This window comes from Bradyrhizobium sp. P2_E8 (assembly GCF_056403875.1).
Window position 1 is genome coordinate 1 of the sequence record NZ_JBFUES010000991.1, and the last position, 2,702, is coordinate 2,702.

The window sequence follows — 2,702 nt, forward strand, 5'->3', positions numbered from 1 at the left end:
TCTTCATCGCATGGTCCATCGCGAAGCGCGACACCTGCTCGGTGATGGGCTGACGCTCCGCTTCATAAGCGTCGAGGATCGAAGCCGGCGCCCACCCGTTCAGATGCGCCGCCAATTGCCAGCAGAGATCGACGGCATCTGCGATGCCTGCATTCATGCCGTAGCCGGCATAGGGCATCCACAGATGCGCAGCGTCGCCGCAGATGAAGACCCTGCGGTCGCGGAAACGATCGGCCACCAGCCGGCGCCCGACCCAGTCCTCCTTGCTGAGGACCCGGTATTCGAAGCGCTCGTCGACGCCGAGGATGGCGCGGATCGCCCAGTCCCGATCGACCGAATCGAACTCGGGCTCGTCGGGCTTGAGGTGGTTGTGGATCAGCCAGCGGTCGTGACCGTCGATCGCAACCGTGGTGCCCGAGCGTCGCGGGTTGAGCGAGAGCACCATCCAGGCCGGCTTGTGCGCGCCCATCAGCTCCTTGAGCTGCGGCGCTTCGATGAAAGTCGACTGCACGCGCTGGATCACCGGCGTGCCGGACAGGCTGGCACCGATCGATTTGCGAACCAGGGAACGGCTGCCGTCGCAGCCGATCACGAAGGACGCTTCGATGCGAAGCGAGCTCCCGCTGTCGAGGTCGCGCGCCAGTGCGATCACATGGCCGTCGCCCTGCTCGATGTCGGTGATTTCCGTGCGCGCCAGAATGGTGATGCGCGCTTGAGCGGCGGCATGGCTGAACAGGATCGGCTCGAGATAGACCTGGTTGATCCGGTGCGGCGGCTCGGGCGTCGGCCACCAGGTGTCCGGGCCGCCGGTTGCGCTGTAACGGCGCACCCGCGAGGGAATGTCGATGCGGCACAGCTCGATGCCGGTCGCCGTGGTCCGGTAGGAGCAATCATTCGGGAAGTCCGCAGGCAGGCCCGCATCGCGCAGCTTTGCGGCGACGCCGAGCCGGCGGAAGACTTCCATCGAGCGCGCCGAGACGTGATTGCATTTGACGCTGGGCGGATCGCCGGCATGGCGGATCTCCGCGACGACGACGTCGATCCCGCGCGAGGCCAGATCCATGGCCGCGGTCAGTCCCACCGGCCCGGCGCCCACGACCAGCACCTGTGTCCTCATGCTCATCTCCACTGCTCGCCTCGCTGCGGATTCTCCCCGCGCAACATGCATTTTATTGCAGGCTCGCTTATGAGATAAGCCAGAAAGAACTCATCAATTCATGAGTATTGCCGATGAATGTCACCTTGCGCCAATTGCGAGCCTTCACCGGCGTCTATCGCACCCGCAGCAGCATCACGCGGGCCGCGCGCGAGCTCGGGATCACGCAGTCGGCGGCGAGCCTGTTGATCCAGCAGCTCGAAACCCAGCTCGGCGTCAAACTGTTCGATCGCTCCACGCGTTCGGTGCAGCCGACCTTGGCCGCCAATGAGGCTTTCCTCGCGGCCGAACGGATGCTCGGCGATGCGCTGGGCCTGTCACGGCGCATGGGCGACGGCGCGGACGGTGCTGGCGGGGCAATCCGGGCGGGCGTCGACGACATCAGGCTGATTTTGCGGGGCTTTCTCGAAGCCGTTTTATTATGGCGGAGAGGGAGGGATTCGAACCCCCGATAGGCTTGCACCTATGCCGCATTTCGAGTGCGGTGCATTCAACCACTCTGCCACCTCTCCTGAAGGCGCCATATTAGGAGCAGGGCCCCTGTGGTTGGGGGCGTTAATAGGCGAGGATGGCGGGCCAGACAAGGCGCGAAGGAGGAAAATCCGCTGCCTCTTTCACCCGGCCCTTCAGGTCAGGAGGAACCGCGATGGAGCATCTGACGATCAAGGCCAATGGCGCCGATTTCCACCTGGTTCGCGCTGGAAAGGGCAAACCGCTGCTTTTGCTGCATGGTTGGCCGGAATTCTGGCTGACCTGGGAGCCGGTGATGGCCCGGCTGGCCGATCGCTTCACGCTGATCGCGCCCGATCTGCGCGGCTTCGGCAACAGCGACAAGCCTGACGGGCCTTACGGGCCGGATGGCCATGCCGCCGACATGCTGGCGCTGATGGACGGGCTCGGCATCGACCGATTCGGCGTCGTCGGCCACGATGTCGGCGGCGCCGTCATGCAGCCTTTGGCGCGGCGGGCGCCGGAGCGGCTCGCGGGGCTGTTTTTCTTTGATTTCGTCTTTCCCGGCATCGGGCCGCGCATGGCGGCGCCCGATAGGCTCAACCACATCTGGTACCAGTCCTTCCACCAGATGGAGATGGCGCCCGCGCTCGTCGGCGCCAGCCGCGAAAACTGCCGCCTCTATATCGGCCACTTCCTGAAGGGCTGGGCGCATCGAAAAGACGCCTTCGACGACGTCCTCGACGCCTTCGCCGACAACTTCTTCAAGGACGGCAATCTCGCCGGCGGCTTTGCGCATTATCGCGCCTCGCATGCCGGGCGCGTCGCGATGATGAAGGGCGAGGCTCCACAGCTGCCGCCGATCGATGTGCCGACCTGCGTGCGCTGGGCCGAGCACGATCCGCTGTTTCCCTATGCGTGGACCGACCGGCTCGGCGAGACGTTCAGCGCGCTCGATCTCGCGATGTTTCCCGGCGCCGGTCACTTCCCGCATCGGGAAGATCCGGATCGCGCGGCCGCGGAGATCGCGGCGTTCTTTCAGCGCGTCGGCTGGAGCTGAAGCTCGAGCACCAATTCCGTTCCGATGGAATCGGAA

At 65.1% G+C, this 2,702-nt stretch carries 3 protein-coding genes and 1 tRNA gene; 2 read left to right on the forward strand and 2 right to left on the reverse strand.

The window, feature by feature from the left end; genetic code table 11:
- A partial coding sequence (locus tag AC1D00_RS35530) for an FAD-dependent monooxygenase (protein WP_477013879.1) occupies positions 1-1,117 on the reverse strand: 1,117 nt, incomplete at its 3' end.
- Positions 1,118-1,251: 134 nt separating this feature from the next.
- Here AC1D00_RS35530 and AC1D00_RS35535 point away from each other — a divergent pair.
- Positions 1,252-1,611: a LysR family transcriptional regulator gene (locus AC1D00_RS35535; protein WP_477013880.1), complete on the forward strand. Its 360-nt coding sequence runs from the start codon at positions 1,252-1,254 to the stop codon at positions 1,609-1,611.
- Here the strand turns inward: AC1D00_RS35535 and AC1D00_RS35540 are convergent.
- Positions 1,579-1,668, reverse strand: a tRNA-Ser gene (locus tag AC1D00_RS35540). The two genes, AC1D00_RS35535 and AC1D00_RS35540, sit on opposite strands and share 33 nt — an antisense overlap.
- Positions 1,669-1,802: 134 nt before the next feature.
- On the opposite strand from AC1D00_RS35540, the gene AC1D00_RS35545 reads away from it, so the two are divergent.
- Positions 1,803-2,666, forward strand: coding sequence for an alpha/beta fold hydrolase (locus tag AC1D00_RS35545; RefSeq protein WP_477013881.1), 864 nt, complete (start codon positions 1,803-1,805; stop codon positions 2,664-2,666).
- Positions 2,667-2,702 lie beyond the last annotated feature (36 nt).